We start from the raw sequence: 5648 nt of genomic DNA, 5'->3' as shown, positions 1-5648 counted from the left end.
GAGAGGAAGAGACAGTAAGGGAAGAGAGAGACAAGCCCCCGACACATACCGGAGAAGAGGGGCGGCGCAGCCGCCGCCTGTCTCAGGAACTGGCGGGCGGAGCCCGCTGGGGATTTTTGCGGCATTCAGGCTACGAGCAGATATGCATCACTGACGGGCAGGGCATGTATCGCCCCGCCCTTTGTCTCAGCACACCCTGATTTCGCGATTGAAAACGACTCGGTAATCGGCGTGCCCGTCACCTTCGTGAAAGAGTTCCAGCCTGACAACATTGTTGGCTGCGTGGTTCATTACCATGACTTGTTCGACAGCAGCCAACAGTTCCAGACCGTCAGGCAGCGGGAACCAAAGATTTGAATTACTACCGGACAATGTCGGATGTGAGACGAAATGAAAGCCCATGCCGGTATCGAGCATGGCAACAATCAACATGACGTGATCACGCGGAGTTTGCGTGTCGGCTGACAGAGGGTTTCCCCCCCATCTTTCGGAAGATTCAGGAGCGGCGGTCTTGACGTTTTGTGTGTGCATGGTGTTTCTCCTGGATTTTCATGGCGGGAGGAGCCCGCCATTCCCACTAAACTTCTGTTGAACCAACCCACGAAGCGCCTAAATAGGCATCTGAGCCTTCCCCGTTATCATCCGGCTGAACAGTGATTAACTGGTCATGCGTCCAGCCGTCCTGTGGTGCCTGCTGCCTGAATATTTCAGCCCCGTCGAGCGTTCTGATAATCAGGGTTTCATGTCGAACCGGCGTTAAAATATCCGGCTCTCCTTTTGTCTGGTCGGTGATGTAATAGATCATTCTTTTTTCCTTAACTCCCCAATATACAATTCACTTTAACAGGGGGACGTTCCCGCCCTCGGTTGTTGATCAAATTTCAATGCCTGACGCCTTAACCAACTTGTTAAACGCCTTAAAATGTTCCGCGTCGCACACAGAAATATGGCTTCCGGCCTTGGTCGTGCCTGAACTGAGCGTATAGCTGTATGCCATTTTCATTTGCTCAGGATACTTTTTACGAAACGCCTGCAACGCCTTTAGCGTCTCAAAACCGTAAACGTCGTACTCTTCGGGTTTGCCACCCTTCACACCCTCTGCTAAAAGGATCTCGTATGTCTTACCCCATCTTTCAGTAGATTCAGGAGCGGCGGTCTTGACGTTCTGTGTGTTCATTCTGGTTGTTCCCCTTCGGTGGTTAGTCCATCTCTCAGTGAGTTCTTTCGCGGCAAGGGCAACGGAGTACCAACGCAGGCAGGCAACAAGGGGCGGAGACAACAGTTTTACGAGGCACGAGAAAAAGTTTTGGCGAAGTGCATTTCACCCCTTGGGGAATGACCAGGCGGTGCTACGTTTAAGCCCGCGCGAAAGGGCTGGCTGAGCGATGGCTCGCCGGACAGCCCGGACAGAATGAACGCACCCGACACGACGGAACGGCGTGGCGACCTTAGCGGCCGGTTTACCGGCCAGTGTCTGTGCGGCGGCGGAGCCGGCTGCGGGTGTTGACCTGGCCGTTGCCATCAGACCCTAGCCGTCAGGCCGGAACCCCGAAGGGATTCCGCGAAGCTTACCGGCTTGCCGGTTAGCGCAGTCGGGCTCGACGACCGGCCGCAGGTCGGGAGCCGAAGGGGGCCATGCCGTAGGGGTGATCCGTCTGGGGGAAAATAATCATGAGAAGTTCGGAAATACCAATCACTGACAGAATGACGCGCAGCAGCTGCATGACGAATCAGAAGAGTTGCCCGGAGAGAAAGAGACAGTAAGAGAAGAGAGAGACAAGCCCCCGACACATACCGGAGATTAAGCAGAGCCGCCGCGGCGTAGCCGCAGCAGCCTGGCGGTTTATCTGTGTTTTTTTTCCAGGTCAGACAGGCGATTCGGAAGCATCAGCCGGTCAAGGTAAGCCTCAAACTCGCTTTGCTCATCAGCGTGCCGGTTAACTTCCAGCATCACTGCCCAAAGAGGTTCGTAGCGAACAAAGTAGCGGTCGAAATGCATCAGGCTGGGGAACCGAGAGATCCACGCATATACCAGCTCACCCAAATCGTGGAGATGCAATTCTCTGCGCGACCATGCCGAGTACCACGATCTGACCGTGCTCGGAGTACAAAACGCCAGTTCTATTTCGGCCTGTCCCAGCTGGCTCTCATAGTGCCGCCGCTTCATTTCCTCAGTCTTCGCTTCGACATTTCTTTTGCGGTTTGCGTTGAGAACGGCACGCTGTTCCCCGCGCTGCCGATCCATGTTATCGACTTCAGGAAACAGGCTGCGACCGACGCTGTCGGACAGGGGCGAAAGGCATGATGCCCCCCGCGTCGAAATCAGCACATCGATGGCGGCAAGATAACGCGCTTTACTCGGCCTCTTCCGGTCCTTGGGATCAAAGCACCCGTCTACCATGCGGATATCGTCTAAAGCTATCGCTGGCCTGCCCATAAACCGGAAAAAAGCGCTGGCATAGGGATACTTTCCCTGCCGGTGGGCGGTTTCACTGCGATTTTCGACATAACCGATAGCTTGCATGACCGCTCGGCGTTGGGGATGCAGGGGGACTAACGCGCGTGAGTTGGGGATCATACCGCCACCCCCGTGAATCGAAGCACCGCCGCGAGCCTGTCAGCGTCGGTATATCCGGCGTGGATATACTCATCGAGACGCCGAATTTCGCGCTCAAGGTTCGAGACAGACGCGCTCCCGATATCCTCAGAGACGAACACCCACGCGACTGACTGACCGGCATTAAACAAAAGTCCCATCGTCCAGTACGGCGCATCGGAGCCGCCAAATCCGAATATGACCCTGATGCCGGATGCCGGAGTCAGCACGCAGCAGGTCGGCATAAACCCCTCTTCTTCAGGATCGGGCGCATCGACAGACCATGCGACCGGTAACTCTATATTTTGCAAAACAGAATCGGTAAACAACTTACCGACATTACCGTGCAGGCCCGCCAACACGTCCGCACCGGCTGGCTGGCAACCCACAATATTCGTGAGCAAAGCAGTTTGAGTATTTTTCATTATGTTATATACCGCCCTTTCGGGCGGTATCTCCGAATCAGGCGGCGTTTGCCGTGGTGTCAGTGGAAGGAAGTTCGTTCTGCGCGGTTTCTGTCTCCGTCACCGGTGCTTTCATCCACTCCGGCACCCAGCGGGTTTCCCCTATCGCTTTCTCGGCCAGCACGGCGGCTTCGCTCCGCTTGAGTTTCGCCGCCTCGACCGCTACGCCGCTGAGACCGTTTTGGTTCAGCACGTCAACAATCTGATCTTTGCTGATTTTGCAGAAATACCCCGCTGCGGTCGGCTGCCACCAGTCGCGTAAGTCAAAATTCAGCGTACTTTCCAGCGCGTCCAGCGCGCTGTCATTCGTTTTGCCGTAAATCCGCTCCTGCACGCCATCGATGCCAAACGCCACGCAGAATCCGAGCAACATCGACACGTCAGCCTGCTGCCAGTCGAGAAGCCACGTAAAGCTGGCTGTCCAATCTTCGGGAAACGTTGAGAGCACCCGCTCTTTTTCCTGCTCAAGCCACTGAAACGCTTTCCCTTCGTCACCGGAGAGTGACGCTGTCACCAGTGTGCCGCGCTCCACGGTCATATTTACTCTCAGCGGCGATGCCTTACCCAATTTTCCGAAGGCCGCGAGGCAGTATTTCCACGTCAGCAACGCCAAGCCGACGTTCGGCTGCTGGGAGAGCGCGGCTTGGACAGCCAGCGTTCTCTCGCTGGACATGGCGGTAACGAGGGTTGCGGAGACCTGATCCACGGCTTTTGGCGTCTCATTTACCAGCGTGACAACGTTTTCAACAGGCGTTTCCACCGGCTCAAGCTTGCACACACCGCGCTGGATATGCATATAACCGTTGTTATACGACACCACCACGCCGCCGGACGCTTTCTGTTCCTCCGTCCACCCCCGACTGATTGCGCGTTCTTCAATAGCGTCAATTTGCTCCTGATAAACGGAGTCATCTTCATCGGTTTCAAGCGCATCGCGCTGTTCGATCAGCACACCCTGCGCGGCCTCTTCCCCTTCTGCGTAGACAGGATCCGGCGCGTCCAGCAGGCGATACGCTGTGCGGTCATCGCCACGGGAGGTGATGCCGCTCCACCGTGAGAGACTCCACGACCAGCCTTCCTGCGTCTGAATGGCCTGCGCCGCAGCCGCCAGTTTTTGCTCTGCCAGCGTGGTGAGCAGGGATTTGTCTGCGAACCCCTCCCCGTTTTCGCCGCTGAACAGGTCTTCACGTACCAGACCGCCTGCGGCTTCATATGTATCCCGACCGACAAAGGCAAACAGGCGGTTATTGAGAATGCTCACCTCGCTTTGCACGATCATGTTTTTAATGACGTTAACCGACGGGGAATAATAGTTACTCTTCGCGCTTTCCCAGACCTCGACCTGCCGTTGCTGATCGTCTTCAAGGCACAGCGCCTGACAGATATCGAGAGTGATTTCGTCCTGAGCGAGTAATTTCAGCAGCGCGGGTGCCAGACTGGCCATTTTCAGGCAGCGCTGCACATGGCGGCTTGAGTACCCGAACAGTGCGCCGATCTGCGCCTCCGTTTTTCCCTCGGCGGCAAGGTCACGGAAGCCCACAATCTGCTCTGCCGGATGCATGACTTTGTGGTCGCTGTTCTCGATAATGGAGGCAGCGCGGGCAAGTTCGTCAGGCAGGCGTTTCACGGCAATGAGGGTGTCCGGCGTCATTTTCCCCTCTTCCAAGAGCGCATTAAGGCTGGTTAATCGCTTACCACCCGCCGCGACGCCGTTCATTCCCTCCGGCAATGAATGAATGACTAAGTTTTGCAGTAACCCGATAGCATGGATCGAGTCCGCCGTTTGCCGGACTTCCTTCGCCGTATACGGGACGGTACGGACGTTCATCGGAGATATCACCAGCGAGGAAAGCGGCACAAACTCCATCTGCGCCTGCTCGAGCGCGGCCTTAAGTGCCTCGTTTACCGCTTTTGAAACTTTATCGCTGGATTTTTTAACGGTGGCTGCTTTAGTATTGTTGTCAGACATGATGTGACTCCTCGTTATAGATTGTCGTGCCGGTCTGGGAGCGTTGACCTCCCTTCTGGCGTAATGAAGCAGGGGAAACCCTGCTTTTTTATTGCCTCAATTTCAGCGCCTTACTCTTGTCCTTCTGTTGCCTCCCCGATGTATCGCCGTAAATCAGCCAGAAAATCGCGTTCAAACGTCCAGCCCCGCCACACCAGTTCGCCCTGTTTGCGGAGCGTGATCTGATGGTCGCCGTCGCGCGTCGGTTCGCTTTGAGACAGGGCATAGCCTTGCTTGAGGCGAGACTGCGCCCGAACATAAATGTTGTGTATCTGTAGAAGGAGATCGCCCTTGCTTTCCCCCCATCTTTCGGAAGATTCGTGAGCGGCGGTCTTGACGTTTTGTGTGTGCATGCTGGTCTTCCCCTCTGGTTTAAATGTCATCTCTCGGTGAGTTCTTTCGCGGCAAAGGGCGAAGTAGCAACGGCGCGCGTGGGAACGCAAGGGCGCCGCAGGCGTGCATTTCACCCTTGCGTTAACGCGGGTGACGGTGCTACACCCAGCCCTCCGCGTAAGGGCTTAGCGTGAGATGGATAACCGCACCCGGCAGAATGCACACACCCGACGGCGAGGAACGAGGC

Annotated in this window: 8 protein-coding genes; 1 reads left to right on the top strand and 7 read right to left on the bottom strand. The window is 56.0% G+C overall.

Going from position 1 to position 5648, the window contains the following annotated elements:
• Positions 1 to 200 (top strand): hypothetical protein (locus ACZRKO_RS22640; protein WP_463739328.1); only part of this gene is annotated, 200 nt, incomplete at its 5' end.
• Here ACZRKO_RS22640 and ACZRKO_RS22635 read toward each other — a convergent pair.
• The 7 genes from ACZRKO_RS22635 to ACZRKO_RS22605 all read right to left on the bottom strand — a co-directional run bounded on the left by ACZRKO_RS22635 (position 187) and on the right by ACZRKO_RS22605 (position 5421).
• Entirely contained in the window at positions 187 to 531 is a 345-nt protein-coding gene (locus ACZRKO_RS22635) for a hypothetical protein (RefSeq protein ID WP_119823480.1), read from the bottom strand. The genes ACZRKO_RS22640 and ACZRKO_RS22635 overlap by 14 nt on opposite strands.
• A gap of 46 nt (positions 532 to 577) precedes the next feature.
• Positions 578 to 805 carry a hypothetical protein gene (locus ACZRKO_RS22630; RefSeq protein WP_183850759.1) on the bottom strand — a complete coding sequence of 76 codons (228 nt, stop codon included), beginning with the start codon at positions 803 to 805 and terminating at the stop codon, positions 578 to 580.
• 69 nt (positions 806 to 874) lie between these two features.
• The gene (locus ACZRKO_RS22625; RefSeq protein ID WP_413531443.1) at positions 875 to 1177 is read right to left on the bottom strand and encodes a hypothetical protein; all 303 of its coding nucleotides are present in this window, start codon (positions 1175 to 1177) and stop codon (positions 875 to 877) included.
• Positions 1178 to 1843: 666 nt separating this feature from the next.
• On the bottom strand, positions 1844 to 2578 hold the full coding sequence (locus ACZRKO_RS22620; protein WP_414061935.1) for a plasmid SOS inhibition protein A: 735 nt from the start codon (positions 2576 to 2578) through the stop codon (positions 1844 to 1846).
• The gene (locus ACZRKO_RS22615) at positions 2575 to 3021 is read right to left on the bottom strand and encodes a conjugation system SOS inhibitor PsiB family protein (RefSeq protein WP_414058652.1); all 447 of its coding nucleotides are present in this window, start codon (positions 3019 to 3021) and stop codon (positions 2575 to 2577) included. Before ACZRKO_RS22615 ends, ACZRKO_RS22620 begins: the two co-directional genes overlap by 4 nt.
• Before the next feature lie 37 nt (positions 3022 to 3058).
• Positions 3059 to 5029 carry a ParB/RepB/Spo0J family partition protein gene (locus tag ACZRKO_RS22610; protein ID WP_414058651.1) on the bottom strand — a complete coding sequence of 657 codons (1971 nt, stop codon included), beginning with the start codon at positions 5027 to 5029 and terminating at the stop codon, positions 3059 to 3061.
• Positions 5030 to 5139: 110 nt separating this feature from the next.
• Positions 5140 to 5421 carry a DUF905 family protein gene (locus ACZRKO_RS22605; protein WP_414058650.1) on the bottom strand — a complete coding sequence of 94 codons (282 nt, stop codon included), beginning with the start codon at positions 5419 to 5421 and terminating at the stop codon, positions 5140 to 5142.
• Positions 5422 to 5648: the final 227 nt, after the last annotated feature.

The organism is Ewingella sp. C233, assembly GCF_055407225.1.
Note: the sequence above shows the minus strand (reverse complement) of the source record. Positions and strands in the feature narration are given on the sequence as shown.

What these genes read in the sequence shown, in the direction of transcription:
- ACZRKO_RS22615 (WP_414058652.1), bottom strand. Translation starts at nt 3,021, where the DNA reads ATGAAAAATACTCAAACTGCTTTGCTCACGAATATTGTGGGTTGCCAG.
- ACZRKO_RS22625 (WP_413531443.1), bottom strand. Translation starts at nt 1,177, where the DNA reads ATGAACACACAGAACGTCAAGACCGCCGCTCCTGAATCTACTGAAAGA.
- ACZRKO_RS22610 (WP_414058651.1), bottom strand. Translation starts at nt 5,029, where the DNA reads ATGTCTGACAACAATACTAAAGCAGCCACCGTTAAAAAATCCAGCGAT.
- ACZRKO_RS22635 (WP_119823480.1), bottom strand. Translation starts at nt 531, where the DNA reads ATGCACACACAAAACGTCAAGACCGCCGCTCCTGAATCTTCCGAAAGA.
- ACZRKO_RS22620 (WP_414061935.1), bottom strand. Translation starts at nt 2,578, where the DNA reads ATGATCCCCAACTCACGCGCGTTAGTCCCCCTGCATCCCCAACGCCGA.
- ACZRKO_RS22630 (WP_183850759.1), bottom strand. Translation starts at nt 805, where the DNA reads ATGATCTATTACATCACCGACCAGACAAAAGGAGAGCCGGATATTTTA.
- ACZRKO_RS22605 (WP_414058650.1), bottom strand. Translation starts at nt 5,421, where the DNA reads ATGCACACACAAAACGTCAAGACCGCCGCTCACGAATCTTCCGAAAGA.